26 protein-coding genes and 1 other RNA gene are annotated in these 25176 nt (G+C 51.8%); 7 read left to right on the forward strand and 20 right to left on the reverse strand.

Going from position 1 to position 25176, the window contains the following annotated elements; translation table 11 throughout:
- Positions 1–12 precede the first annotated feature (12 nt).
- From EP25_RS0107175 to rluC, 11 genes are all read right to left on the reverse strand, one after another.
- Positions 13–351 (reverse strand): histidine triad nucleotide-binding protein, encoded by a 339-nt coding sequence (locus EP25_RS0107175; RefSeq protein ID WP_031433241.1) that lies wholly within the window; start codon positions 349–351, stop codon positions 13–15.
- Between the two features lie 24 nt (positions 352–375).
- Positions 376–972: a recombination mediator RecR gene (gene recR / locus EP25_RS0107180; RefSeq protein WP_031433242.1), complete on the reverse strand. Its 597-nt coding sequence runs from the start codon at positions 970–972 to the stop codon at positions 376–378.
- A gap of 10 nt (positions 973–982) precedes the next feature.
- Positions 983–1306: a YbaB/EbfC family nucleoid-associated protein gene (locus EP25_RS0107185; RefSeq protein WP_031433243.1), complete on the reverse strand. Its 324-nt coding sequence runs from the start codon at positions 1304–1306 to the stop codon at positions 983–985.
- Between the two features lie 10 nt (positions 1307–1316).
- Positions 1317–2972, reverse strand: a complete 1656-nt coding sequence (gene dnaX / locus EP25_RS0107190) for a DNA polymerase III subunit gamma/tau (protein WP_031433244.1) — start codon at positions 2970–2972, stop codon at positions 1317–1319.
- A 34-nt stretch (positions 2973–3006) separates the two neighbouring features.
- Positions 3007–3103: signal recognition particle sRNA small type (gene ffs, locus EP25_RS22910), an RNA gene on the reverse strand.
- A 93-nt stretch (positions 3104–3196) separates the two neighbouring features.
- On the reverse strand, positions 3197–4540 hold the full coding sequence (locus EP25_RS0107195) for an ATP-binding protein (RefSeq protein WP_031433245.1): 1344 nt from the start codon (positions 4538–4540) through the stop codon (positions 3197–3199).
- Positions 4537–5229, reverse strand: coding sequence for a response regulator transcription factor (locus tag EP25_RS0107200; protein ID WP_031433246.1), 693 nt, complete (start codon positions 5227–5229; stop codon positions 4537–4539). The genes EP25_RS0107195 and EP25_RS0107200 overlap by 4 nt, the downstream gene beginning before the upstream one ends.
- A 12-nt stretch (positions 5230–5241) precedes the next feature.
- Entirely contained in the window at positions 5242–5478 is a 237-nt protein-coding gene (locus EP25_RS0107205; RefSeq protein WP_235185986.1) for a PepSY domain-containing protein, read from the reverse strand.
- A 122-nt stretch (positions 5479–5600) separates the two neighbouring features.
- Positions 5601–6560: a signal peptide peptidase SppA gene (sppA, locus tag EP25_RS0107210; RefSeq protein ID WP_031433248.1), complete on the reverse strand. Its 960-nt coding sequence runs from the start codon at positions 6558–6560 to the stop codon at positions 5601–5603.
- 89 nt (positions 6561–6649) lie between these two features.
- Positions 6650–7297, reverse strand: a complete 648-nt coding sequence (locus tag EP25_RS0107215) for an HAD family hydrolase (protein WP_031433249.1) — start codon at positions 7295–7297, stop codon at positions 6650–6652.
- Positions 7281–8237, reverse strand: a complete 957-nt coding sequence (gene rluC / locus EP25_RS0107220) for a 23S rRNA pseudouridine(955/2504/2580) synthase RluC (protein WP_031433250.1) — start codon at positions 8235–8237, stop codon at positions 7281–7283. The genes EP25_RS0107215 and rluC overlap by 17 nt, the downstream gene beginning before the upstream one ends.
- Positions 8238–8656: 419 nt before the next feature.
- Here rluC and EP25_RS0107225 point away from each other — a divergent pair, with 419 nt between their 5' ends.
- Positions 8657–10855, forward strand: a complete 2199-nt coding sequence (locus EP25_RS0107225; protein WP_036300324.1) for an Rne/Rng family ribonuclease — start codon at positions 8657–8659, stop codon at positions 10853–10855.
- Positions 10856–11023: 168 nt separating this feature from the next.
- Here the strand turns inward: EP25_RS0107225 and EP25_RS0107230 are convergent, their stop codons facing one another.
- On the reverse strand, positions 11024–11884 hold the full coding sequence (locus EP25_RS0107230; protein ID WP_031433252.1) for a sugar phosphate isomerase/epimerase family protein: 861 nt from the start codon (positions 11882–11884) through the stop codon (positions 11024–11026).
- 136 nt (positions 11885–12020) lie between these two features.
- The gene (locus EP25_RS0107235) at positions 12021–12407 is read right to left on the reverse strand and encodes a diguanylate cyclase (RefSeq protein WP_084190981.1); all 387 of its coding nucleotides are present in this window, start codon (positions 12405–12407) and stop codon (positions 12021–12023) included.
- A gap of 72 nt (positions 12408–12479) precedes the next feature.
- On the opposite strand from EP25_RS0107235, the gene tnpA (EP25_RS0107240) reads away from it, so the two are divergent.
- Positions 12480–12911 carry an IS200/IS605 family transposase gene (tnpA, locus tag EP25_RS0107240; protein WP_031432165.1) on the forward strand — a complete coding sequence of 144 codons (432 nt, stop codon included), beginning with the start codon at positions 12480–12482 and terminating at the stop codon, positions 12909–12911.
- Between the two features lie 232 nt (positions 12912–13143).
- Positions 13144–13323: a hypothetical protein gene (locus tag EP25_RS0107245; protein WP_031433254.1), complete on the forward strand. Its 180-nt coding sequence runs from the start codon at positions 13144–13146 to the stop codon at positions 13321–13323.
- Positions 13324–13346: 23 nt separating this feature from the next.
- Here EP25_RS0107245 and EP25_RS21840 read toward each other — a convergent pair whose 3' ends face one another.
- From EP25_RS21840 to EP25_RS0107275, 5 genes are all read right to left on the reverse strand, one after another.
- Positions 13347–13769, reverse strand: a complete 423-nt coding sequence (locus EP25_RS21840; protein WP_051906468.1) for a hypothetical protein — start codon at positions 13767–13769, stop codon at positions 13347–13349.
- A 377-nt stretch (positions 13770–14146) separates the two neighbouring features.
- Positions 14147–15913 carry a restriction endonuclease subunit S gene (locus tag EP25_RS0107255; protein ID WP_051906469.1) on the reverse strand — a complete coding sequence of 589 codons (1767 nt, stop codon included), beginning with the start codon at positions 15911–15913 and terminating at the stop codon, positions 14147–14149.
- Entirely contained in the window at positions 15913–17703 is a 1791-nt protein-coding gene (locus EP25_RS0107260; protein WP_031433256.1) for a type I restriction-modification system subunit M, read from the reverse strand. Before EP25_RS0107260 ends, EP25_RS0107255 begins: the two co-directional genes overlap by 1 nt.
- A gap of 26 nt (positions 17704–17729) precedes the next feature.
- Entirely contained in the window at positions 17730–20156 is a 2427-nt protein-coding gene (gene hsdR / locus EP25_RS0107265) for an EcoAI/FtnUII family type I restriction enzme subunit R (RefSeq protein WP_031433257.1), read from the reverse strand.
- Positions 20157–20330: 174 nt separating this feature from the next.
- The gene (locus tag EP25_RS0107275) at positions 20331–20852 is read right to left on the reverse strand and encodes a DUF6933 domain-containing protein (protein WP_031433258.1); all 522 of its coding nucleotides are present in this window, start codon (positions 20850–20852) and stop codon (positions 20331–20333) included.
- A 235-nt stretch (positions 20853–21087) separates the two neighbouring features.
- Here EP25_RS0107275 and gstA point away from each other — a divergent pair, with 235 nt between their 5' ends.
- Positions 21088–21687, forward strand: a complete 600-nt coding sequence (gene gstA / locus EP25_RS0107280) for a glutathione transferase GstA (RefSeq protein ID WP_031433259.1) — start codon at positions 21088–21090, stop codon at positions 21685–21687.
- Positions 21688–21762: 75 nt separating this feature from the next.
- On the opposite strand, the gene tnpA (EP25_RS0107285) is transcribed toward gstA, so the two are convergent.
- Positions 21763–22194 carry an IS200/IS605 family transposase gene (tnpA, locus tag EP25_RS0107285; protein ID WP_031432165.1) on the reverse strand — a complete coding sequence of 144 codons (432 nt, stop codon included), beginning with the start codon at positions 22192–22194 and terminating at the stop codon, positions 21763–21765.
- 121 nt (positions 22195–22315) lie between these two features.
- On the opposite strand from tnpA (EP25_RS0107285), the gene EP25_RS0107290 reads away from it, so the two are divergent.
- Complete coding sequence (locus EP25_RS0107290; RefSeq protein WP_031433260.1) at positions 22316–22846, forward strand: metal-dependent hydrolase; 531 nt, start codon at positions 22316–22318, stop codon at positions 22844–22846.
- Between the two features lie 10 nt (positions 22847–22856).
- Here the strand turns inward: EP25_RS0107290 and EP25_RS0107295 are convergent, their stop codons facing one another.
- Positions 22857–23480 carry a YqiA/YcfP family alpha/beta fold hydrolase gene (locus EP25_RS0107295; RefSeq protein ID WP_031433261.1) on the reverse strand — a complete coding sequence of 208 codons (624 nt, stop codon included), beginning with the start codon at positions 23478–23480 and terminating at the stop codon, positions 22857–22859.
- A 129-nt stretch (positions 23481–23609) separates the two neighbouring features.
- Between EP25_RS0107295 and EP25_RS21845 the strand changes: the two genes are divergently transcribed.
- Both EP25_RS21845 and EP25_RS0107305 read left to right on the forward strand, forming a co-directional pair.
- Positions 23610–24320, forward strand: a complete 711-nt coding sequence (locus EP25_RS21845; protein WP_036300327.1) for a TatD family hydrolase — start codon at positions 23610–23612, stop codon at positions 24318–24320.
- Complete coding sequence (locus tag EP25_RS0107305; protein WP_051906471.1) at positions 24313–25122, forward strand: tRNA threonylcarbamoyladenosine dehydratase; 810 nt, start codon at positions 24313–24315, stop codon at positions 25120–25122. Before EP25_RS21845 ends, EP25_RS0107305 begins: the two co-directional genes overlap by 8 nt.
- Positions 25123–25176 lie beyond the last annotated feature (54 nt).

The following is a 25176-nucleotide window of genomic DNA, read 5'->3' on the forward strand; positions in this document are numbered from 1 at the left end:
ACAGCCGCAACCTCAACCCGGCGGCCAGGACATTTGCCGACCGCCCAACAGATGCATGTGCAGATGGAACACCTCCTGGCCGCCGTGCTTGTTGCAATTGAAGACGGTGCGGTAACCGTTTTCGGCCAGACCTTCCTGTTTTGCGATGGTCACCGCGGATTTCAGGATATGCCCGCCTAATTCGGCGTCCTCCAGTTCATTCAAGGTCGCGATATGCTGTTTTGGAATAATCAGAATATGGGTTGGCGCCTGGGCATTGATATCCCTGAACGCCAGCACTTTATCGTCCTCGTACACCACGTCCGGTTGTATGTCTCCGGCCACCATTTTGCAGAATAAGCAATCGCTCATCGCTCTCCCCTTTTCGCCTGAATATTACACTTGTCGCCGTCCACTGAAGGCATGAAATAAGGTTCCGCTATCGATGTATTCCAGCTCCCCCCCCATCGGCACGCCATGGGCGATACGGCTTGCCGTAATAGCGTATTTACGCGCCAATTCGGCAATGAACTGGGCCGTTGCCTCGCCTTCCACGGTGGAATTTGTCGCCAGAATAACTTCCTTCAATGGTCCGGACTGCATGAGCCTTTCCAATTCGTCCAGGCCCAATTCATCGGGCCCGATGCCGTCGAGCGGAGACAAGCGGCCATGCAATACAAAATAACGCCCCTTATAGACCGTCGCTTGATCGATCGCCCAAACGTCGGCCGGACTCTCTACGATGCACAACAGACTGTCATCGCGTGCCGAGTCGTCGCAGAAATCGCATAATTCCTTTTCCGTCAACGTTCTGCAACGTTGGCAGTGGCCTATCTCGTGGACCGCCCTGGCCAGGATACGGCTAAGTTGTTCCGCGCCTTGTCGGTCCCGTTGCAACAAATGGAAAGCCATGCGCTGGGCGGATTTCGGTCCGACGCCCGGCAAACAACAAAAGCTTTGAATCAGCTCCCCCAGCAGCCCTTTTCCCTGCATCACGAGCTAATTAGAACGGCATTTGAAAACCGGGAGGAATCGGAATACCGGCCGTGACCTGGGACATTTTCTCTTTCTTCATCTTGCTGACTTTATGCACGGCATCGTTGATCGCCGCCGCCACCAAATCTTCCAGCATATCCTTGTCGTCGCCTACCAGCGAATCGTCGATCGCGACCTTCCTGACTTCGCGCTTGCCGGTCATGATAATTTTCACCAGCCCGCCGCCGGATTCGCCCTGAACCTCCATGGCCGCCAACTCTTCCTGGGCCTTTTTCAGGTCTTCCTGCATTTTTTGGGCTTGCTGCATAATATTACCCAATGCGTTTTTCATACATACTCCACTATTCGTCAATAGGTTCTATGGTGCCTGACAAGACTCTGGCGCCAAATTGTTCTTGCAAAGCTTTTACGTTGTCGTCGGCATTGATTGCATCCACTGCCGCTTGTTGACGCTCGTCCCGTTCCCGCTGCCTACGAAGCGCCGGGGTCTCATTATCGGATTGTTGGGTGGTAATGCGCAACTTCACGGCCTTGCCAAAATAATCCTGCAGGGACTTTTGTAATTTTTCCTCGCTCCTGCCGCCTAACAAATGTTTGTGGGCCGGATCGATGAGTAAACGGCATTCCTTGTCATCAACGCCTTGGAAAACACAGTTATTGGCGAGTTCCCGGGTCATACCCCGGATTTTCATGGCAACGATCATGTCCGACCAATTATCGTCACGAACACGCCGCTGCTCCAGAGTCGGGGAAGGCTGTTCGACAGCCGCGGAGACACTTTGCTCCTCAGCAACGATGCTAACCGACTTTGCCGGCGTTCGCGCCTCGCCACTGGACACAGCCGGCTTTTGCGGCTCGACAGGATTAGTTCGATCTGTTAATTCGTTCGGTGGCGCCGTCGGCGTCACGGCAGCCTGCTTCGGCTTGAACGTCAGCATCCTCAACAGCACCATCTCAAAGCCGCTGCGCGGATCGGGGGCCAAATCCAAATCCTGTTGTCCGATCAAACCAATCTGGTAGAACAATTGCACATCTTCCGGCAATAAACGGTTCGTCAAATCGGCGATTAACTGGGGGTCGAATTCCTGGTCGACCAGCTCCTGTATCTGCTGAGACAGAGCGACACGATGCAATACCCGTATAATTTGCTGAAGAATTTCACCGAAATCAGGCGTCAATTCGGCAACGTCGGCGACGGTCCGCAACAAAGCCTTGCCATCCTGATCGGCCAGCGCCCTCAAAATGTCGTCCACCGGCTGTTGCGCCACGATTCCCAACATTGCGGCGACATCCTCGTAACGCACAGCGCCACCGCCATATGCGATCGCCTGGTCCAATAGGCTCAAACCATCCCTCATACTGCCATCGGCGGAACGGGCCAACAGTCTGATTGCGTTTTCCTCGAACGCTATTCCCTCCTGCCCCAGAATATATTTCATCTGGCCGTCGATCTGCTCGGGCAACAGCCGTTTCAGATTGAACTGCAGGCAACGCGACAGGACGGTGACGGGAATCTTGTGCGGATCGGTGGTCGCCAACAGGAATTTGACATGCGGCGGCGGTTCTTCCAGCGTCTTCAACAACGCATTGAAACTGTGTCCGGACAGCATGTGGACTTCATCGATCAGATAGACTTTATAGCGCCCCTGATTCGGTGCGTATTGGGCGTTATCGAGCAAATCGCGGGTATCTTCAACCTTGGTGCGCGAGGCGGCATCGACCTCGATCAAGTCCATGAAACGGCCTTGCTCGAAATCCTGGCAAACCCGGCACTTCCCGCACGGATTGAAATCGACCGGATTTTCGCAATTGATCGCCTTGGCCAAAATGCGGGCTACCGTGGTCTTGCCGACCCCCCGCGTTCCGGTGAAAAGATAAGCGTGATGGAGACGGTCATGTTGTAATGCATGAATCAGCGACTGGCTGACATGTTCCTGACCGACAAGCTGGGAGAAATTTCGCGGCCGCCATTTTCTGGCGAGTACCTGATAAGTCATTAGACTCGAACGGAATATAGAGATTGGGCGGCCACCATGCCAGCCACATCCCGGCACACGAATCTGCTGCTACCGTTGCTCCCTTCCGGGCCTGGCGGGGTTTACAGCGTATCGTTGCGAGAGGACCGACACGGCAACCATTGTTAATCCAGCCGACGACTGAAAGACGCGTATTATGCTTGAATTATTTCCCTGACGCAACCGCATAACGGAAATAATTTCCATTAAGGCAGGTAGACCTGCCATCTCATGCCGCCCAGCTCGGGGCTTTGATCGCCTAGCAAACGGCCTCCCCACAATCCGACCAGTTCATTGACGACAGCCATGCCGATGCCGTGCCCGGCGATATTCTCGTCGGCGCGCACGCCGCGCCGCAGGATTTCGCCCATTTTCTCCTCGACGATGCCCGGACCGTCATCCTCGACCACCATCAGTAACGAAAACGCCTGATTAGAACTGTCAGTAAGATCGGTTAACGCCACGCGCACTTGCTGTCGGCACCACTTCGACGCATTGTCCAGCAAATTGCCGGCAATCTCATAAACATCGCCTTCCTCGCCATAGATCCGGCACGCCTTGTCCCCAGCCAAGCGATAATCGATGCGCTTGTCGGCATAAACCTTGGTCAATGAGGCAATGATTTTATCCACGATATCGTTGACGTCGACCTTACCGGTGAGATTAGCCTGCCCTTTCGCCGCCGCTTTTTGCAATTGATATTCGACGATCTCATTCATCCGCGAAATCTGATTATGCACCGTCTCCCGGTTCACGACCGGCTCCTCGACACAGCCCCGCAAAATCGCCAACGGCGTTTTCAGGCTATGGGCCAAATCGGCCAAGGTATTGCGATAGCGTTCCAAATGCGCCCGCTCACTGCTAATCAACGCATTCAGGTTGCTGGCGACACCTTGCAATTCCGCGGCATAGCATCCATCCAATCGGCTTTTCCGTCCCGCCTCGATCTGCTCGAGATCGGCCCCGATCTGACGCAAGGGCTTTAACCCCCAGCGCAACACCAGAAACTGAATCAATACCAGCAACAAACCGATTCCCGACAGCCAACCGGTTAACGTCGCCCTGAATTCGGCGACCTGATTATTGAGAAATTGGCCGTCCTCGGCGACAGTAAACACATAAGCCCGCTCGAAACCTGCCTCGTTTTCCCACATCACGGCATAATGCAGCACAAATCGCTGTTCGCTGTCTCTGACAAAGGCAAATTCGCCCTGCTTTAATTGCGAGGCAACGGGCAGTTCGATACCTACTGAAGAGGGAGAACGCCATACCAAACTCTGATCGGACAGGCGAATGACGGCATACAAGCCGGAGCCCGGATTGCTGAAACGCGGTTCCCGCAAGATGGCGGGCATTTTCAGTTGCAGCGAACTATTCATCTCCGCAACCGATAACAACGAATAGATTTGTATTTGCAGTTTTTCCCTCAGCGCTTGCTCGGTGCTTTGTTGAAAGGCTTGCTCCAACACCAATGCAACCAGAAAGAAAAAAGCGGCCAGAACCAGGCCGGCCGCGGACAAGAGCCGAAAACTAAGGGAACGGGCCTTCACGACTCCGCGGCGGCACCGACTTGCGCCGGAACGCGGTAACCCCGCCCGCGCAGAGTTTCGATCGGCTTGGTGACGCCTTGAGGATCGATTTTCTTTCTCAGACGGCCGATAAAGACTTCGATTACATTACTGTCGCGGTCGAAATCCTCGTCATAAATATGTTCGGTCAACACCGCCTTGGAAACTACTTCGCCTTGCCTAAACATCAGGTATTCCAACACCTTGTATTCGTAGGCGGTCAATTCGACCAACTCACCGTCGACGGTGACATCCTGGGAAACGGTATCGAGTTTGATATTGGCGAAACTCAATACCGGATGAGCATTGCCCTTGGAACGCCTCAACAAGGCGTTGACCCGAGCCATCAACTCTTCGTAATGAAAAGGCTTCGCCAAATAATCATCGGCGCCGGCCTCCAACCCTTCGACCTTGTCTTGCCAACGACTACGCGCCGTCAACAACAATACCGGCAAAGTATTGTTGCGGGCGCGAAGTTTCGTGATCAGCTCGATACCGGAAAAATCCGGCAAACCGATATCGACGACCGCCACATCGATCGGATATTCGGTCGCCAAATAAAGACCGTCGCTGCCGCTATGGGCGATATCCACGGCAAACCCCTTGTCGGCAAAAAACTGCTTGATCTGCCCGCATAAAACCTGTTCGTCTTCCACTAGCAATAATCGCATCGTTCAATCCTTCTACCTAATCGTCCGGCCGCTTTGCGCATCGATCTTGATATGCTGAATCCGGCCTTTGGGAGTCAAAACCTTGATGATGTAAACCCGCTTTCCGGCAATTGTTTCGGTACGGGTAGCCAGCACCTTGTTTTGCCCTTGCTGCATGACGTTTCTAACGGCTTCATCCAACGTTACCAGCGCAACGAAGGGCACCGTTCCGGCGAAACCAGTCTGCGCCATAAACAAAGACAAAAGCACAAGGATCAAAAATGGTCGCATGAAGGCTTTAAACTCCCGGTTTTCTATTTGTTCGATTCCATTGTCGGAATTTGATGCTAATTATAGGCGTAACTGCCTGAATCCGAACTGAACTCAAACGCTCATCGCAGGCCCAATGAAGGCGCCATGGTGCCGATCGCATGCCCGAACGAGGCGGCAAATTTCCCCACCAGGCGATCCAACAAGTGCTCTTGAGGGGTAAAATTCACCTTGGTTTCCGTGCCAATCACTTCCTTAGCCACCGAATCGACACTGCCAAAATCGTCGGCCAACCCCAACTTGACCCCTTCCGTTCCAGTCCAGACTAACCCCGAAAACATCTCCGGCGAATCGGAGAGGCGCTCTCCGCGGCCGGTTTTGACCGCATCGATGAATTGCCGATGAACCTGATCCAGTAACGACTGCATATGCTGGCTTTCCTCCTCATTAACCGGAGAAAACGGGTCCAGCAGGGCTTTATGCGCGCCCGCCGTCAGCAAGCGCCGCTCCACACCGAGTTTTTGCAGCACATCGACGAAGCCAAAACCATTCATGATTACGCCGATCGAACCGATGATACTGGCTTGGTTGACGTAAATTTTATCGCTGGCGGCGGCAATATAATAACCGCCGGAGGCGCAAATATCGCTGACCACCGAATAAATTGGAATATCGGGATGCTTCTTCCGCAAGCGCCGAATTTCATCGTACACATAAGCCGCTTGCACCGGGCTGCCGCCGGGCGAATTGATATTGAGAATGATGCCCTGGGTGTTCTTGTCCTTCACCGCATCCCGCAAACCTTCGATAATGACATCGGCGCTGGCCGACTCGTTTTCGGCAATGACCCCATGCACATCGATCACCGCGGCATGTTTTTTGGAACCACCGCCCACCCCCATTTCATTTTTCAACCGCGGATAAGTAGCGATCACTAAAATTGCGATCAAATAAGCGAACGTCAACATCTTAAAGAAGATACCCCAGCGCCGGCTTCTGCGCTGCTCGGTGACGGCGGCAAAAACCAGTTTCTCAACCAGTTCTTTTTCCCAACCTATTTCTTTTTTTTCATCTTGATTCATATTTTCTTGCTGATTTTCCACTATTCAAAACCCAATTACCTCAAAAGCCGCGTGGCGGCCGCACGAATCTTTAACTTAATTGAAAAGACCTAAATCATTCCCATCAACGCACTGGTCCGGGGCAAGCAGTGTAACGGTTGGTGTTGCCGCAACACCTCGCAACGATGCGCACCACACGCCACCGCGATCGCCGCGACGCCGGCATTGCGGGCCATTTGCAAATCATGCACCGAATCACCCACCATCAGAGTCCGCGCTTTACTCACGTTCATCGCGGCAACGATCTCGTCGATCATCAGCGGATTCGGTTTGGATGCAGTCTGATCGGCACTGCGCGTGATGTCGAACATTTCGACAACCCCCGTCGAAGTCATCGCCTCGACCAGCCCGGCATTTTTTTTACCCGTGGCCACGGCCAATTTATAGCCGTCTTGCTTGAAATTGCCCAGCATGTCATAGACCCCCTCAAAAAGGTCCTCGCGGCCGAATTGTTTGGAAAAAAACTGTTGACTATAGAGACGAATCAATTGTTCCTGGGTTGACCCGTCAATCCCTGGAAACAAAGTTTCCATGGCCCGCTCGATACTCAGGCCGATGATTTCCCGGGCGGACTCTTTATCAGGCACCTGGCAACCGCACTCGACCGCCGCATGCTGTAAACAACGCACGATCCAGTCGATCGAATCGACCAACGTGCCATCCCAATCGAAAATTATCAAATCAAATTGTTTGCTCATGATCGAGTAAATTTTGTAATTCCTGGGGTAACGTCGCGTTAAACTGCATCAGCTCGCCAGAGACGGGATGAAGGAAGCGCAATTGCTCGGCATGCAGAAACAATCTTTTATAGCCTCTGCTCCTGAAGATCTTGTTAGTTTCGGCATCGCCATAACGATCGTCACCAACTATCGGATGCCCAAGCCAGGCGGCATGCACCCTAATCTGGTGGGTTCTGCCGGTTTTTGGCGAAGCGTGCACCAACGTTGCATCGGCGAATTTCCTCAACCGGACAAAACTTGTTTGCGCCGGTTTACCCTTATTACTGACGACGACCATGCGTTCGCCGCTCTTTAAAATGTTCTTTAGCAAGGGCGCATCGACCACCTGCTTTTTGCGCCGCCACTGGCCGGCCAACAATGCCATATACGTCTTTTCGACGCCGTCGCCGCGAAACAGTTCATGTAAATATTTTAATATGCTTCTTTTTTTTGCCACCAACAAGCATCCCGAAGTTTCCTTATCCAATCTGTGAACCAATTCCAGGAATCGGCTGTCGGGGCGAATTTGCCGCAACGCCTCGATCACGCCGGAACTGACTCCGCTACCGCCATGGACGGGAAACCCGGCGGGTTTGTTCAACACCAGAAAGCCCTCGTCCTCATATATAATCTGATTTTCCAGACTCGATTTCAGACGCGGCTGGATAAGCATTTGTTCGGAACGCTCGGCGACTCTGATCGGCGGAATTCTGATCGTATCGTTCAATTGCAGGCGATACTTGGCCTCGACTCGCCCCTTATTTACTCTGACCTCGCCTTTCCTTACGATTCGGTAGATCCGGGTTTTAGGCACGCCTTTCAACAAAGTGAAGAGAAAATTATCCAGGCGCTGACCGACCGCTTCCTCGTCGATTTGCACCCATTGGACTTCTGGCTTGTCTTTAGTAGTCGCATTCATGGCGCAATCATAACAATTTTTACCCCAACATGATGTTTAAATTGATGCAATTTATAAACATTGCTATATTAGTGAAGTTTATGCGTATTGCATAGGCGACAAACAAGCTGGTCCTCGCATACGGCCAGCCTATTTAAATTCAGATTAAAACAATCTGACAACTAAAGAATTTTCGGGTTTTATCGTTCGACCCATGATGAGCGACACTGCTCCTAAAGGACAGATTCACAGTATAACTAGCATCCCTGACCGGTGCCTCTTCCGGATCAAATCCGATGATGGCATGCGCGAGCATGTGGCTTGATTAAAGCAATGCGACACAGGCAACCAAGAAGATTCAGGGCAAGCATCCAACGCTATATAAAACACCTCTGTTCGAAAACAATTAAAAAGGAGCAGGAAACTACAAGGAAAACTCAATGAAAAGAATGCTTATCAATGCCACCCAACCTGAAGAGTTGCGTGTTGCTTTGGTAGATGGTCAAAAACTTTATGACTTTGATATAGAAGTACCATCAAAAGAACAAAAAAAATCGAACGTCTACAAAGGGATTATAACCCGCGTCGAACCCAGCCTCGAGGCCGCTTTCGTCAATTACGGCGCGGAAAAACACGGCTTTTTGCCATTTAAGGAAATCGCTCCCTCGTATCGTGCGAGCGGCAACGGCGGTGAGGAAGAAGACGGCAAATCGGGTTCGAAAAAACCGATTCAGGAAGGACAGGAAGTCATCGTTCAGATCGAAAAAGAAGAACGCGGCAACAAAGGCGCCGCATTAACCACCTATATCAGCCTGGCCGGCACCTATTTGGTGTTGATGCCCAACAACCCCAAAGCCGGGGGAATTTCCAGACGCATCGAAGGCGACACCCGCAATGAATTACGGGAAGTCATGGCGGCCCTGGAGATTCCGGAGAGCATGGGATTGATCATTCGCACCGCCGGTTGCGGGAAAAACGTCGAGGAGTTGCAATGGGACCTGAACTATCTATTGCAACTATGGGAAGCCATCGATCGTTCGAGCAGCGAGAAACCCGCGCCATTTTTGATCTTCCAGGAAAGCAACGTCATCATCCGAGCGCTGCGCGATCATTTGCGCGGTGAAATCGACGAAATCCTGATCGACAACGAAGAGTCGTTCAAACTGGTGCAGAATTTTCTGAAACAGGTCATGCCGCATTATTTGTCGAAAGCAAAATTGTATTCCGACAGCGTGCCCTTGTTCAGCCGTTACCAAATCGAAACCCAAATCGAAATGGCCTATAACCGCGAGGTTTCCCTGCCCTCAGGCGGCTCCATCGTGATCGACCACACCGAGGCTCTAACATCGATCGACATCAACTCGGCCCGCGCCACCAAGGGCAGCGACATCGAGGAAACCGCCTTGAACACCAACCTGGAAGCCGCCGACGAAATTGCCCGGCAACTGCGTTTGCGCGACCTCGGCGGTTTGTTCGTGATCGATTTCATCGACATGATGGCCAACAAGAATCAGCGAACCGTCGAGAACCGCTTGCGCGATGCGTTGAAAATCGACCGTGCCCGTATCCAAACAGGCCGCATATCCCGGTTCGGACTGCTGGAAATGTCCAGGCAACGTATTCGCCCTTCCCTGGGCGAATCGACGCAGCTGACTTGTCCGCGTTGCAAGGGCCAAGGCACCATCCGTAACGTAGAATCGGTAACGCTGGCCGTACTTCGAATTATCGAAGAAGAAGCGATGAAAAAAGGCACGGAAAAAGTCATCGCCCATTTACCGATCGAATGCGCAACGTTTCTATTGAACGAAAAACGCAACGCGATCCAGGAAATCGAAAACCGGCTAAATGTCTCCATCATCGTTTTGCCGAGCAAACATTTGGAAACGCCGGCCTACGATATCGAAAGAATCAAGGCAACCGAAAGCAGTGACGAAAAGCCCAGCCACCTGCAAATCAAGGAAGAGGATATCGCCCTGCCCGAGTTCGCCAAAAAATCCTCGCAAAAATTCGAAACGCCTGCGATCAAGGAATTTTTACCGGAATCTCCGGCGCCGATGCAAAATAAAGGGGCTTCGGCCAGCCTAATACAACGCTTCTGGCAAAAATTGATCGGCACCCCCACTGAGTCTCCGGCCGCTTCCCCTTCGGGCAAGACAACGGAAAAAGGAAAAAAAGGAGATGCTGGAAAAGGTAAAAAAAGCCGCCCGAGCAGATCGGAGCAAGGCCCCACCAATAAACGACGGAGCGCTAAACGCACCAGCAAAAAAGATGAGGAAAAATCCACATCGACAACGGTGGAAAACGAGGAAAAATCCGCTGGTCCAAGCGACGAAAACGGTAAAAAAACCCGCGGCAGCACTCGCCGGGGCCCCAATCGCCGAAAACGCAACCCGAATTACAGAAAGCCGGAACGTAAGGAAAATAGCGCAGCGTCATCCGCCGAGGAGCAAACTTCTCAACCTGACAGCAAGAGTGCGTCTAGTGGCCCCTCAACGGCCGACCGACCACGTTCCTATTCCAGCGATTTCGCCGAGCGAAACAACGAAAAAGAGGAAACCAAAGTACATCCGGTAGCGGATATGTCGGAGAAAAAAGAAGCACAAGTAAAGCCTCCGGTCTCGGAAACCGAAGACTCCTAAGCAAGCATTAGCATTCCCTATAAAAAGCCCTCGGCAGAGGGCTTTTTTCTTTTTAAAGCTGCGTTCTACAACAAGCGTCCTGCTCGTCATAAGGCTGAATGACATTGGCACGATGCAGTCCAAAAGAAGGTCATCGATTTAGCAAGCCAGTCGGCATTTTTTTTTCGCTCAATAACGCTCTTTCATGAACCGCAAGGCCTTTTCAGCCAAATCGTCGGAATCATGCCAAAGATTACGCCAGACGCACAATGTATTGGAAAGTTTAGGATCGACCACTTCCGATGAAAAAGACTCGAACGTGATCGGGCCGCGGTAATCGATTTTCTTCAAGGCGGCAAAAAAGGTATCGAAGTCGACATTGCCCGTGCCCAGATAACCGCGGTGGCTCTCGCCGATATGTACATAACCCAGCCGATCGTTAGCCGCCAGCACCGATTTTTCCATGCCGTCCTCCTCGATATTCATGTGATAGGTATCGAGATGCAAATAGGCATTCGAGCGGTCGACCTCGTCCAGAAACGCCAGTCCTTCGAGTCCGGTGTTCATGATATTGGTTTCGTAACGGTTCACGACTTCCAGGTTGATATTGATGCCCTTGTCGGCGGCATAGTCCGCCAGCCGTTGCATCGCCTTGACCGAATTGGCGCGGTTTTCCTTCGATGCCGGCCCCGGATACTTGCCCAAGGCGCAATAGATGACACCGCACAACTCCGTGCCGCCAATACCGTGCAGCACGTCCGTCGCCTTACGTAACAGTTCGTCTCCCTTGGCGACAATAGCGGCATTGGTACTGGTGACGTCGGTGGCCGCCGACAACCCCAGCGAGGCATGGGCGCGCAGATTATATTCCTGCAGCAAATCCTTGGTTAAGGCCACATCCACCTGCCAAGGGTCCAACAACGCGATCTCGATATAATCGTATTTGGCCCGGGCGGCCCCGCTGATAGCCTTGCGTGCGCCTTCCGGCGTCCAATCGCCCGACCAAACCAGCGCGTGGCCGCCGTATTCCAAGGGTTTGTTCACTGTCATTTGAATTCCTTCTGTCGATTTAATTGTGTTTGCAAGGCAAGAATTCTAAGGCAAGTGATTTAGCCTGTGCAACGGCGCATCCATGCAGGCACATCGCGTCATGATTTAAAATACGGGTCTAGTGGATTTAACCGCCCTAGCCATATGAAAAGCCATGATGAACGGCACGATTTCTTCCCTGCTGTTTCGCTCGATACAGGGCAAGGTCCGCGTAACGGATAACGCTGTAGAGATCGGCCTCGACCTGTAATGGCTTCACGGTATAGCCGCCAACCGAAACAGTAAGACTATCCGCCACATCCGAGCCGGCATTGGGAATCTGCAATGCTCTTACCGCGACCAACAGCTTATTCGAAACGCATTTCGCCCCGGAAATATCGGTATCGGGCAACAGTACTGAAAACTCTTCTCCCCCAAACCTCGCCACGGCATCGTCTTTGCGATTGACATTTTCAGTCAGCGTTCTTGCCACCTGAACAAGCACCTTATCGCCCTGAGAATGTCCATATAGATCATTAATTATCCATCATAAGGTTTAAACCACCGGCTTTAGCCGGTCAGCTTTAGCTGCGATAATTTGCCCAAGGAGGTGGCGATGGACTATAGATACGGCAGCCATACGGTTTACCAAATTGAGTATCATTTTGTTTGGGTTACGAAGTATCGTTATAAAGTGCTGAAGGATGAAATAGCCGAACGAGTGAGAGACTTGGTGCGGCAGACATGCGAAGCCTTTGAGATACGGATTATCAAAGGTGTCGTGAGCAAAGATCATGTGCACATTTTGGTGAGTGCGCCGCCGACTATGGCCCCAAGCGAAATCATGAGGCGAATCAAGGGACGAACTTCGAGCTATCTGTTCGAAGAGTTCCCGCACTTGAAAAAGCGATATTGGGGTCGACATTTTTGGGCCCGCGGTTATTTTTGCGCCACAGTGGGGCAAATGACTGATGAGATGATAAAGCAATATTTGGAGCATCACTTTGAACCTAATCCAAACGATAATTTCAAGATGGAGCCCGACTAAGACGCGTCGTTTAGTCGACGCGTATCCGGACTTTCAGTCCGTTATTGGAACCCACCCGCTTGAGCGGGTGGTTGTTTAGTTTCTCATCGTTCCTACGCTCTGCGTGGGAATGCAGACTGAACCGATCCGCCGGTTCGGGACGCGAAGCGTCCCGGACTAGGTTTCTACGCAGCGCATGGGGACCAGATAAAATTATGTGCCGTTTAGCTTCAAAAACGCTATACTCAACGCCATGAAAAAAAACACCCTGATCAAGACCAATCGCTACTTGAAAGATGCCGAAAAAGCTCGGCGAATGATCGTGCGTAGCATCGCCAGTTCAACAGCGATTGAAACCGGAGAGTCAGTGGTAGAGATAGAACAAAAAATCAATCGTCTGCACGGCTGCGCGTTTCCAACAAAATCCGCCTGAACAGCGCTTTCATCGGTTCGTCATTATTCAAACCCGCCTGCACCGCGGACTTGGATTCTCATCGTTCCTACGCTCCGCGTGGGAATGCAGACTGAACCGCTCCGCGGTTCGGGACGCAGAGCGTCCCAAACTGGGTTCCCACGCAGAGCATGGGAACCAGATAAAATCTTTTCCGGCCACCGGGCATAGGGAATTCCGGAACGAGAGTCTTCGCCCTGCTGGGCGCCGACCTTTGCGCCTTGATCGGTGACAAGCCATCCCTTTAATCCTTTTTTGATCCAGCCTAGTTCCGACAAGATGTAATTCATCTTGTTGGGCGACAAATCGAAATGTTTACCGATCGCGGTCGCCGTAATCAATTTTTCGCTAGCTTTGTCTACAGCCGCTGGCTTGCTAAATTCGACATCCTCCGGCCAAGCCGCATATTGCCCGTATTTACCGCTCAAGTGAACGCCGCCGAGTTGCTCGCCAGCCTCGGTCAGAACCCATTAGTCATTCTCTTTTTTAAGCAAGTCCAGCTCGCTCAATTGAGCGAATAATAGGCTAGGCGCCATGCCGCGTTTTTTGGCTAATTGCGTAGTGGATAGTTTGTTGACTTCCGCCATCCTGTTTCTCCTTGTTGTCCGAATATATCGTTTAATAGTGTCTTAATTTTCTCATCGTTCCTACGCTCTGCGTGGGAATGCAGACTGAACCGTTCCGCGGTTCGGGACGCAGAGCGTCCCGAACTGGGTTCCCACGCAGAGCATGGGAACCAGATATCGGAACCAGGCTGATATTGTCCTTCGACACTATGAGCGGTGTGGTAACGATCAATCATCACTTATGCCCCGCCGGATACGCAGGCTTCATCCGAGCTACTGATTGAGCATCGTGCCGCATTTTGGCTGTCGGGTTTGCCTGTGTACAGTTTTACCGGCGCTGTGGGTTCGGATTGTCGGCCTGTTAAAGGGGCTTCCTCGTTTGTTGCGTTGATGTCGGTGAGGCTGGCGACGGCGGCTGTGGCTAATTGTTCTGCAATTTTATTGGCTGAACGGAGATTGGCTTCTAGGGTATCGCAAAACTGCATTAGTTCATCGACACGCTTAATAATACGTTTTTGTTCTGGTAATGGAGGGACTGGGATCGAGTAATTTGCAAGTGACTTGCCTGTTAAATGCTTGATTGTTGCTCCGGTATAAAAACGACTAAGACGCCCCGAGAAATAATCACACTCCAAACAGATAAGCATATAACGAGGCATAACATCCTCAATGCATCGAAATCTATGCAAAGCTTTTTGAATGATAAAAGGCTCATCAAGCTCCCAAATTGCTGCTCTACCCGGCTCTCCTCCTTCACAAATAACTAAGTCACCTTTTGTAACAGAAACTTTTTGAATTTCATGCTCTTCAATTTTCATCTCCAACAGATCTGATAGATCAAATGAATCCCATCTAACATTTTTATTTCTCAAATACGGATAGGAAATACCCTTGTTCTTTGATTTATCGAGCATCTTTCCCAAGCGGGCTTCACCAAGTATGGCTGTTCTTACCCATTTCCATGAGCCAGGAATTGACCAATCCAAATCGCCGTCTTCAATTTCATGCATTTTTGAGGCGATAGCATTTAATAATCGATTAGATAGTTTTTCCTCTTCGTTCTGCTCAGTTAAGCACCCCATGATAGCCAAAGACCTAATCAACTGCCTCAGACTAATCACATCCTCCGGCACGGTAAACAAGTGTTCGAAGTTGTCTTGCAGGCGTTGCCAGTGTTGTTTGAGTTCGAGCGGGCTGGTAGCCGCGGCGACGGCTTGCAGGGCGGCCTGACGCAGTTGGTTTTGCAGCTCGCGTTTGTGCTGTTGCTGTTTTTCCAGTCGGTCGCACAAGGCCATCAACTCGTCGACTTTGGCGACGATGCGGGCTTGTTCTTCGAGTGGTGGTAGAACTGCTGGCAAAGCTAACAGTTCATTTTGTTTTATCCCCGCTACCGTAGTTCCTTTACCACTAACCTCTCTAGTTTTATAAAGAATTAAGAAAAAATCCTTATTTACCTCGCTAGGAAGCTCTAACGCTTTTAAGTCCTGGTTGATAGCCATGGGAACGGTATTTATCACAATCTTACCCAGCCCCATTCTTGTGCAGACAATAATATGACCTTCTGGAATAAGATTACTGGAGCTATTGTTCAAACCTTCCTTAGTGATTCGGTCTTGAGTAGTAGAAAGAAATCTATGATCCGATAAATCCTTTACACTCGCCCAAAAAATATCGCCATTCCAATAAGCTAAATTACGCTTGGAAGGAGTCCCGCCACCTGTAATGGTCAGCACTAAATCACCAATTCGACATACTGCCCAATGTGATGGCGCGATAACACTTGAACGATCTATATAAGCTTGTTTGTGAACAACCTTTTTCTTTTCTGGGTGATTTGATTTTTTTTCGAGAATTGAAATAAGAAGTGCCTCAGCATTAACTTGGTCACCCTCTTTGGTTAAATCACCGGATACTGCAAGATGTAGCACCAATTTTCGTAACTGCTCTATACCACCCGGCGCATTGGCGATATGCCCGAATTCTGCTAAAAACCGCTTGGCGTCCATCAGACTTCCCCGCCTTCGAAATGGTGGGCCAGCGCCGCAGCCAGTTCATTTTGCAAGGCGTCTTCGGTGGCCTCGATTTCGACTATCAGTTTTTTGTACTTTTCCAGCAGGACATCCGGATCGTGACTTTCCTCTTCCGGGGCGTTGGGGTTTTTGATGTCCAGGTTGTAGATCGGCCAATACAAGCGGTCGCCGGCGGCCTGGGCGTCGCGGGCCTGCAGCCGCAGCGATTCGGCCCGGCCCTGCAACTCGGCGATTTGCGCGTTGACCTGCTCGCGGCCGTCGCTGTCTTTGGTTCCTTTCAGGCTTTCTCGCAAGCCGCGCGCCTCGTTGTCCAGCTTGCCGGCTTCGTTGTTCAGGTTTTCGGCCTTGTCCCAATGCGGCCGCGCCGCGGCGACGGCCTCCTCCCGCTTCGATTTAAAATCCACCTTCCAGGCGAATTCGTTTTCCTGGCGGTCGGCAAAGCCGTTGTCCTCGCTGCCCCACCAGGCTTTTTCCGCGTCGAACTCCTCCAGGCGTATCGGTTTGGTCTTGGAATAGCTCTTGTAACCCTCGGGATAGGGATGTTCGTAAAACCAGATGGCGTCGGTGGCGAATTGTTCGCTGCCGTCGCGCGCCACACCCTTTCGGGTGAAAAACAGCAGGTTGGTTTTGATCGTGGTGTACGGGGCGAACACGCCCTTGGGCAAGCGCACGATGGTGTGCAATTGGCATTCGCGCAGCAGCAGTTCCTTCAGTTTGCCCTTGACGCCGTCGCCGAACATGAAGCCGTCGGGCAGGACCACGGCGGCGCGGCCGTTGTCTTTCAACAGCTTTTTAATCATCAGCGCCATGAACATATCGGCGGTTTCGCGGGTTTTAAGGTCGGCGGGATAGTCGGCGCCGACGCCGTCGTCTTCATAGCCGCCGAACGGCGGATTGGTGATGATGCAGTCGTGCTTGTCCAGCGCGGACCAATCGTTCCAGGCCTTGGCCAGGGTATTGCGGTGGTCGATCTGGCTGGGCACGTCGATATCGTGCAGCAACATATTGGTAGTGCACAGCAGATGCGGCAATTGCTTTTTCTCGAAGCCGAAGATCAGCTCTTCGATGGCGCGTTTGTCTTCGGCGCTGGATTTCAGGTCGATTTGGCCGCGCAGATGGTCGATGGCGGCGGTCAAAAAGCCGCCGGTGCCGCAAGCGGGATCGAGCACGGATTCGCGTTTGTCCAAACGCGGATCGACCCTCTGCACCATGAATTGGGTTATCGCGCGCGGGGTGTAAAACTCACCGGCGTTGCCGGCGGCGCGCAGGTCGTTGAGCAACTGTTCGTAGACATCGCCGATATTGGCGCGGGTCTTGAAGTCGTGAAAGTTGATAGCCTCTTCGAGTTTTTCGATGATGGCCAGCATCAACGGCCCGGACTTCATGTAATTGTTGGCGTCCTCGAATACCTGCTTGATGACTTTGTGCTGTTTGCTGGCGTTAGGGTCGATGTTGTCTTTTAACGCGGGAAACAGCTCGTTATTGACGAAGGCGATCAATTCGCTTCCCGCGATTTGCGGTTGTTTTTTGCCGGCTGGGTCGGTTTTATAGGCCGCCCAGTTGCGCCAGCGGAAACGCTCCGGAATGGGCGAGCGGTAGGTTTTGCCGTTTTCCGCGGCGTCGTCTTCCCATTCGTCTTCGCGTTGATCGAAGACTTTTAAAAACAACATCCAGGTGAGCTGGCCCAGGCGTTGGGCGTCGCCATCGACGCCGTCGTCTTTGCGCATGATGTCTTGAATGCTTTTTACGGTACTGCTGAGGTTCATTAATTCGTCTCTTGACCAGGCGATGATCAAGCCGACCGATCATCACGATAAAGTTCGTTTTCCAGGGTTTTTATGGCCTGGTTGTATTGTTCCAGGCCGCCAAAAATGTTTCGTCGAATCTGGGTCTTGCTGCCCATTTGATCGAAGGGAGGCAATTCTAACACTTTTGGGTTTTCAATATCCTGTACGCCGTGGTCAGCGAACTTATCCAACAATGCCTCCAATACGGCCCTGGCCTGTTCGCCGTATTGACCGAACACGTCGCGCTTTTTGACTTTTTGCGCGCGTTCGCGGTGGGTCAGCGGCTTTTGGTTGAAGGCGACATGGGCGACGAGATCGAAGGCATCCAGGTCTTTGCCGTTGGGCACGGCCTGTTGCAACACATCGAGCGGCACGCCGTGCTCGGCCAACTCCTCCAAGATGGCTTGCTTGCGTTCGCTTTCATTCCAGCGGCGCAAAAAATCGCCGAGGGAACCAAAATTGTGTTGCAACGATGCCTGTATCTGGTCTTTCAACAAGACGCGATAATCTTCGGTAATCAGTTTGCCGTCCGCATCGAGGTATTGCGATCGCTCCACCGCGAGGTTGACCTTGACATCGCCGATGACGTATTTGGCTCGGCCTTCACCGGCGCCGCCCGTTCCCGCATCGGACTCATCGTCGTCATCGTCTCCGGTCGATGCTTCATCATCTCTATTCGTCGTATCCATATCGTCGTTGTCTTCCTGTTCTTCCGGCGGCACAATGGGATCATCCGGCTTTGGTTCGTAGATCACCACCGGTTCGCCGTCGAAATCCGGATCGGCGAACAAGCGCGTCGCGCCCTTGAAATCCATGATGGTGAAATAGAGTTTGTTGTAATCTTCACGCAAGCGCGTGCCGCGGCCAATGATCTGTTTGAACTCGGTCATGGAGTTGATGTTTTGATCGAGCACGATCAATTTGCAGGTCTTGGCGTCCACCCCGGTGGACAACAGTTTTGAGGTGGTGGCGATGACGGGATAAGGCTCGTCGTTATCGATGAAGTAAGAAAGCTGGGCCTTGCCTTCGTTATCGTCGCCGGTGATGCGCATGACGTAGCGACGATTGCTTGCCGCGGCCGGAATCAGTTTGACCAGTTCCTGGCGCATGCGTTCGGCGTGGTCCTGATCGTCGCAAAAGACAATGGTTTTCGCCATGGGATCGGTGGCTTTCAGGTATTCCCACACTTTACCGGCGACGAAGCGGGTGCGTTGTTCCAATACCAGATTGCGGTCGAAGTCCTTGGTGTTGTACTGGCGTTGTTCCACAACTTGACCCTGTTTATCGATTTTGCCTTGTTCGGGCGTATAACCGATGGCGTCGACATCGGAAGCGATGCGGATGACTTTGTAAGGAGCTAAAAAACCGTCTTCGATGCCTTGCTTGAGTGAATAGGTGTAAACCGGGTCTCCAAAATAAGTGATGTTGGAGACTTCCTTGGTTTCCTTCGGCGTCGCGGTTAGGCCAAGATGGGTGGCGCCCTTGAAATAATCGAGGATTTCTCGCCATGCGGAGTCTTCCGCCGCACTGCCGCGATGGCACTCGTCGATCACGACCAGATCGAAAAAATCCTCGGGGAACTGGCGGTAGATCTGTTTCCATTCATCCTTGCCGGTCACGGCCTGATAGAGGGCTAGATAAATTTCGTAATGCTTTTTGGCCTCGCGGTTGGCGACCTTGTGCATCGCCTCGCCAAACGGCGCGAAGTCTTGTTGCATGGTTTGGTCCACCAGGATGTTGCGGTCCGCCAAAAATAAAATGCGTTTTTTGGCTTTGGCCTTCCATAAACGCCAGACGATTTGAAAGGCGGTGTAGGTTTTGCCCGTGCCCGTGGCCATGACGAGCAGTACGCGGTCCTGCCCCTTGGCGATGGCCTCCAAGGCGCGATTGATGGCGACGCGTTGATAATAGCGGGGTTCCTTGCCGCTGCCGTCACTGTAATAAGGCTGCTCGATAATGGGCAAGAGTTTAGGATCGGCTACGCCCTTCCATTGCTGATACAACGACCATAATTTTTCCGGCCCCGGCAATTCGTCGAGGGATAGTTCTCTTTCAATCGGCTGGGTCAGTCCGGTTCTGTCGTGGAACAAAAAACCATCGCCATTGCTGCTGATGGCAAAGGGAGCGTCCAACAGCTCGGCGTAAACCAGCGCCTGCTGCATGCCATGGCCTAAGGTTAAGGTGTTCTTCTTCGCTTCGATGACGGCGATCGCTACGTTGGGCTTGGCGTAAAGCACGAAATCGGCGCGCTTAGGTCCGCCTTTGGCGTCGGGATTTTTAATGCGCCACGCGATATTGCGGCGCACCATCACCCGACCGTCGGTAAGATTCACTTCTTCTCGAAATTGCGATTGCCGCCAGCCGGCCTTTACGATGGCGGGGGTAATGAATTTGGTGCAGATGTCGCGTTCGCTGAGTTGCTTTTTATCCATAGTGCGACATCCTCTTTGCAACGGTGGTTAGACTGTTTGCTATCTTGAAGCGTCTGATCGGCTTAATCAGTTCCTGGTCGATTTCTATTCCGGCTTTAGGTTCCGGCGTTGGCAGGTTGGATTGCATACGGTTTCATTCCGTGAATAGTTTTAACACCGGAATGATTATAGCCGCTAACGCTTTCGTTGTAAGCCGTACAGCTGGTACAACGCAACGATGGGATAGTCATAATCCAAGGCCTTCATCGACATTCGATTGAGCTTATGAATGATTTGAGGAATCATCGGGCTGTGCACACCCCCCTCCATTTCAATCTGAATCTGATAGTGGAAAGCCAGATCATTCATCGAGCCCATCACAATGCGATTGTTGGTGGCGGCGTAGCCGATGTTTTCGTATTCCCGCATGATGCGATCCCGTAACGACTCGTCAAAGCCTTCTTCAGCCAACACGCATTGCAGCAGGTTTCCGAACAAGGTATCGAGTTGCCGGATGCGCTCCCTTTTCAGGTCGGGAATGATGAAATTGAATAGCGTCTTATCGTTGACGAACAACACGCATTTGCGCCGCTTGATAAACAGCAGATTGGCGTGCCAGGAGCCCAGCGTGGCTTCGTCCGGTTCCTGAGCGATCAGGTTGGCCTTTTTCAGGCCCATTTCTTTTTGCAGTTTCTGCGTGCAGCGGACCAGTTGCATGAATATGTGAATAACATTAATTAACTTTGCTAGTTTAGCATTGTTCACCTATTGGTATTGCCAGCCCATTTTTTAGCCACGAACCTTATCGTACTGGTATTCATATCTCCTTGCATCCGTTGCCGTCCTGTCTGAATCTCAGTTTCGTGTCCAATTTTACATTGCTAATTTTTTTCAACCTTAGTACAAATGGACCTATTGGTTTTCGATTAAAAAACACACAACGGAGGCAATCATGAAACTCTATTACTCTCCCGGCGCTTGTTCTTTATCACCCCATATCGTCGCTTGCGAAGCGGAATTGCCGATCGAATTGATCAAGGTCGACTTGGGAAGCAAACAGACCGAAACAGGCGAAGATTTTTGGCGGATCAACCCTAATGGCTATGTGCCGGTGCTGCTGCTCGACGACGGCAACAAGCTCAGCGAATGCCCCGTTATCTTGCAATATCTTGCCGATCTGGCCCCCGATAAGAAACTAGCGCCCGAGAACGGCACGTTTGACCGCTACTTATTACAACAATGGCTAAATTTCATCTCCAGCGAGATTCACAAGAATTTTTCACCGTTGTTCGATCCTAATGCGCATGAAGCCGTCAAGGAAGCGGCCGTCGCTCGATTGACGACGCGCCTGAAGTCGGCCGCCAATCACTTGGCCGGGCAACCGTATTTACTCGGCAAGGAGTATAGCGTGGCCGATGTTTATCTGTTTGTGGCATTAAGCTGGGGGCGTTATGTCGATTTGGAAATCGCCAAGTGGCCGGCTCTGGCCCGCTTTGTGGAAAAAATCTCCGCGCGTCCTGCGGTGCAAAAAGCGTTACAGGAAGAAGACTAAACAACCACCCGCTCAAGCGGGTGGGTTCCAATAACGGACTGAAAGTCCGGATACGCGTCGACTAAACGACGCGTCTTAGTCGGGCTCCATCTTGAAATTATCGTTTGGATTAGGTTCAAAGTGATGCTCCAAATATTGCTTTATCATCTCATCAGTCATTTGCCCCACTGTGGCGCAAAAATAACCGCGGGCCCAAAAATGTCGACCCCAATATCGCTTTTTCAAGTGCGGGAACTCTTCGAACAGATAGCTCGAAGTTCGTCCCTTGATTCGCCTCATGATTTCGCTTGGGGCCATAGTCGGCGGCGCACTCACCAAAATGTGCACATGATCTTTGCTCACGACACCTTTGATAATCCGTATCTCAAAGGCTTCGCATGTCTGCCGCACCAAGTCTCTCACTCGTTCGGCTATTTCATCCTTCAGCACTTTATAACGATACTTCGTAACCCAAACAAAATGATACTCAATTTGGTAAACCGTATGGCTGCCGTATCTATAGTCCATCGCCACCTCCTTGGGCAAATTATCGCAGCTAAAGCTGACCGGCTAAAGCCGGTGGTTTAAACCTTATGATGGATAATTAATTTAAATCTTTTATTCGCACGATCATTGTAAAGGCGCCACCTTGCCTACCGTTCTAACCCACCCCGCAGTCCCCCTAGCCTTGGCTTGCGGACTCGGACGCGAGATGATTTCAAAACGCCTGCTGACGGCTGGAATCATTGCTTCCGTCATTCCCGACCTGGATGTTTTGGCTTTCCGCCTCGGCATACCCTATGCATCCGAATGGGGTCACCGAGGATTCAGCCACTCATTGTTTTTCGCATTGCTTGTTGCCGTGATGGGCGCGGCCTTGGCCCGGCCTTTGATGACGACAGCAGCCCGCGCATTCTGGTTTCTGTTTCTGGCGACCGCCTCGCACGGCATTCTCGACACCTTCACCAACGGCGGTCTCGGCATCGCTTTTTTATGGCCTTTTTCGACCGAGCGCTTTTTCGCGCCATTACAACCCATCGAAGTCTCTCCCTTGGGTGTTTCCCGTTTCATGTCGAAACGGGGGCTGGCGGTACTGGCGTCCGAGATCGTTTGGGTTTGGTTGCCGTTGCTGACAGCCGCTTTGGCCATGGCGGCTTTCCGCCGGCTTAAACGTCGTTAATTGTCCGAAACTAAGCGCCGGAAAAAACAACCTGCTCGATGACCGGCAAAGCCTGCCGCATATGCTCGAAACCATGCGAACCGCCTTCATAGGCCACCACCCGGGCGATGTTTTTATATTTTGCCAACGTTTTTTCGGCATCCAGTAATTCGTCGGCCATATCCAATAAAACCGTTCTGTCCACGGCGCGCTGACTGTTGGCAAGCTCTTGCTCGTATTGCCAGTACTGGTCGCAATGTTCCTGTTCCCAGTGATAAGGCTGGCCGGTTTCGAAGTTTTCGTTGACTCCGATAAATTGCGGCAACAATTCCGAAGGCGTAATCGCCGGATTGATCATGATGGCGCAAGCGCCTGTTTTCATCGCCAGATACTCGCTGCTGAAACCGCCCATCGAAGAACCCATGAAAATCACGTCATGGCCCTGATCCAAATACTGGTTCCATTGCAACAGCAAATCTTCGACGATGTTCTGGAAATCCCGATAGTCGACATTCGGCGCATCGAACACGATGTCTTTTTGTGTACAAAATTCCTGCATCACCAACAGCTTGTCCTTGTTGATCAATAAGTTGCCCTCAAGGTCCAATGACGCGGAATTGAATCCATGCAGATAAATAATCGCTTTTTTCTTCATAACCCGTAAATGTTAAGTATGTGTGCCCACAGCATTGTAGCGATGCGGTTAAACAAACTGCAATATTGTCACTTCGTCCGCATTAATGTGCGCCGATACATTTCTACAAAAAGACTTTAAAATTGAGGCATGACCGATAAAACCCACAGCGTTGCATTTCGCGACCAGCCCATCGATATACATTGTCATCGGGTCGGGGAGACAACCCATTTACAAATCCTCAGCTTGGATACGCACGAACTTGCCGGCGAAACCGATGGACTGAATATCCCTTCCAACTGCTTTATCAGCATCGGTATCCATCCTTGGTTCATCGAACGTCAGAACCCCGATCACCCCATACAAAAACTGGAAAGTTACCGTGACCACCCCAAATTACTGGCCGTCGGCGAATGCGGCCTGGACAAAACCGTTACGACCGATCTGGCCCGGCAGATTTCCCTGTTCGAGCAACAAATAACACTCGCGGAGCAATGGCGCAAACCGCTGATGATCCATTGCGTACGGGCCTACAACGAACTGCTGCAACTCAAGAAAAAAGGCTGTACTTCACAGCCCTGGATCATCCACGGCTTCAACAACAATCCTGAATTGGCCAAGCAATTGCTCAAACAGGGTTGCTATCTTTCCCTAGGCAAGGCCCTATTGCGCGAGCAAAGCAATGCTGCCAAGACGCTGCAACGTATGCCCTTGGACCGCCTGTTCCTGGAAACCGACGCCGCGGCCGATATTTCTATTAGCGCGATCTATGCCGCCGCGGCTAAAATTACCGGTTTGGCCATCGCCTCCTTGAGGCGACAGATTGTTAGGAATTTTACTCACGTATTTCTCAATGACTGATTTAAATTGGTTATCGCGCACCGAATTATTGATAGGTAAGGAAAGTCTAGCCCGACTGCAACAATCGCATGTGTTGGTGGCCGGCATGGGCGGGGTCGGCTCTTTCGCCGCCGAATTCATCTGCCGCGCCGGCGTCGGCGAAATGACCATCGTCGACGGCGACGTGGTCGAATCCAGCAACCGCAACCGGCAATTGCCGGCCCTGGCCACGACCGAAGGCCAATCCAAGGCCGATGTAATGGGCGACCGTTTGCTGCAAATCAACCCGGACTTGAAATTGCACATCCGCCACCAATTCATCACGCCGGACACCGCCGCCGCACTGCTCGATACGCCCTACGATTACATCGTCGACGCCATCGACAGCCTGACGCCGAAAATCCATATGATACGCGCCGCCAAGGAACGCAAAATGAAGATCATCAGCTCGATGGGCGCCGGCGGCAAGCTGGACCCGACGCATTTGAAGGTGGTGGACATTTCCAAGACCTATGGTTGCCCGTTCGCCCAATTCATCCGCATTCGTCTGCGTAAAGGCGGCATCAGACGGGGCGTCAAGGTGGTGTTCTCGCCGGAACCCGTCAACAAGAACGCGCTGATGTTCACCGACGGCAGCAATTACAAGAAATCGGCCTACGGCACGATCTCCTATGTACCCGCCGCCTTCGGCGGCGTCTGCGCCTCGGTGGTCATCCGTAACCTGATGCATGAGCCGGCGCATGCGCAGCACGATACCAGCAAAGAACAAACCGCCGCCACTGCGGACAACCCGGACGAACAGATCGTATTAAATGAAGGTTAGTTTTTGGCTCTTGGCAATCAGCAGATAGCTCTTACGTTCTGTCTGGGGACACGG

Source organism: Methylomarinum vadi, assembly GCF_000733935.1.
In the GTDB taxonomy this organism is placed as follows: Bacteria; Pseudomonadota; Gammaproteobacteria; order Methylococcales; family Methylomonadaceae; genus Methylomarinum; species Methylomarinum vadi.

Coding starts and splice junctions, on each gene's coding strand:
- EP25_RS0107305 (WP_051906471.1), top strand. CDS start 24,313: ATGACTGATTTAAATTGGTTATCGCGCACCGAATTATTGATAGGTAAG.
- sppA (WP_031433248.1), bottom strand. CDS start 6,560: ATGAATCAAGATGAAAAAAAAGAAATAGGTTGGGAAAAAGAACTGGTT.
- tnpA (WP_031432165.1), top strand. CDS start 12,480: ATGGACTATAGATACGGCAGCCATACGGTTTACCAAATTGAGTATCAT.
- EP25_RS0107215 (WP_031433249.1), bottom strand. CDS start 7,297: ATGAGCAAACAATTTGATTTGATAATTTTCGATTGGGATGGCACGTTG.
- EP25_RS0107295 (WP_031433261.1), bottom strand. CDS start 23,480: ATGAAGAAAAAAGCGATTATTTATCTGCATGGATTCAATTCCGCGTCA.
- hsdR (WP_031433257.1), bottom strand. CDS start 20,156: ATGGATAAAAAGCAACTCAGCGAACGCGACATCTGCACCAAATTCATT.
- gstA (WP_031433259.1), top strand. CDS start 21,088: ATGAAACTCTATTACTCTCCCGGCGCTTGTTCTTTATCACCCCATATC.
- EP25_RS0107185 (WP_031433243.1), bottom strand. CDS start 1,306: ATGAAAAACGCATTGGGTAATATTATGCAGCAAGCCCAAAAAATGCAG.
- rluC (WP_031433250.1), bottom strand. CDS start 8,237: ATGAATGCGACTACTAAAGACAAGCCAGAAGTCCAATGGGTGCAAATC.
- dnaX (WP_031433244.1), bottom strand. CDS start 2,972: ATGACTTATCAGGTACTCGCCAGAAAATGGCGGCCGCGAAATTTCTCC.
- EP25_RS0107260 (WP_031433256.1), bottom strand. CDS start 17,703: ATGAACCTCAGCAGTACCGTAAAAAGCATTCAAGACATCATGCGCAAA.
- EP25_RS0107230 (WP_031433252.1), bottom strand. CDS start 11,884: ATGACAGTGAACAAACCCTTGGAATACGGCGGCCACGCGCTGGTTTGG.
- tnpA (WP_031432165.1), bottom strand. CDS start 22,194: ATGGACTATAGATACGGCAGCCATACGGTTTACCAAATTGAGTATCAT.
- EP25_RS0107200 (WP_031433246.1), bottom strand. CDS start 5,229: ATGCGATTATTGCTAGTGGAAGACGAACAGGTTTTATGCGGGCAGATC.
- recR (WP_031433242.1), bottom strand. CDS start 972: ATGCAGGGAAAAGGGCTGCTGGGGGAGCTGATTCAAAGCTTTTGTTGT.
- EP25_RS0107175 (WP_031433241.1), bottom strand. CDS start 351: ATGAGCGATTGCTTATTCTGCAAAATGGTGGCCGGAGACATACAACCG.
- EP25_RS21845 (WP_036300327.1), top strand. CDS start 23,610: ATGACCGATAAAACCCACAGCGTTGCATTTCGCGACCAGCCCATCGAT.
- EP25_RS0107245 (WP_031433254.1), top strand. CDS start 13,144: ATGAAAAAAAACACCCTGATCAAGACCAATCGCTACTTGAAAGATGCC.
- EP25_RS0107255 (WP_051906469.1), bottom strand. CDS start 15,913: ATGGACGCCAAGCGGTTTTTAGCAGAATTCGGGCATATCGCCAATGCG.
- EP25_RS0107275 (WP_031433258.1), bottom strand. CDS start 20,852: ATGCAACTGGTCCGCTGCACGCAGAAACTGCAAAAAGAAATGGGCCTG.
- EP25_RS0107225 (WP_036300324.1), top strand. CDS start 8,657: ATGAAAAGAATGCTTATCAATGCCACCCAACCTGAAGAGTTGCGTGTT.